General features: G+C 60.3%; 1 protein-coding gene. It reads left to right on the top strand.

Translation table 11 applies throughout. The features are described from left to right. Positions 1–476 (top strand): hypothetical protein (locus AACY08_RS29230; protein WP_339472567.1); only part of this gene is annotated, 476 nt, incomplete at both ends.

The following is a 476-nucleotide window of genomic DNA, read 5'->3' as shown; positions in this document are numbered from 1 at the left end:
TATTCGGCAGAACAGGATGAAGGCGGCATTGCCGGGACGGTGCAACTGACCAGCGCCAAGCCCTTCGACACGGGCAATAAATTGGTCGTTTCCGCCAAGGGCCAGACCAATGACAACACCAGCGGCGTCACGCCGCGCGTGGTTGGCCTCGTCTCGCATCGCTGGGGCGATCTCGCCGCGCTCGTCTCGGTCGCCTATAGCCAGATCAAGAATAACGAGTTCGGCTATCGCAACTGGGGCTGGGGCCTCACCAAATATGGTGCCGCCAATATCGGCCCGAACATCGATGCAGCAACGCGCGCCAACCTGCTTTCGGGCGTATACCAGCCGACCGCGCAATCGCCATCGTCATGGTATACCGACCGCAAGCGGCTGGGCATCACCTCATCGGTGCAATATCATCCGGGCGACGCGTTCAAACTCGACGTCGATTTTCTCTATGGTCGGCTGTGGGACCATCGCGACGACTATGCGCT

The organism is Pseudomonas sp. EL_65y_Pfl1_R83 (genome assembly GCF_963970695.1).
In the GTDB taxonomy this organism is placed as follows: domain Bacteria; phylum Pseudomonadota; class Gammaproteobacteria; order Pseudomonadales; family Pseudomonadaceae; genus Aquipseudomonas; species Aquipseudomonas tritici.
The sequence above is the reverse complement of the archived record's forward strand: the minus strand, read 5'-3'. Positions and strand labels throughout refer to the sequence as shown.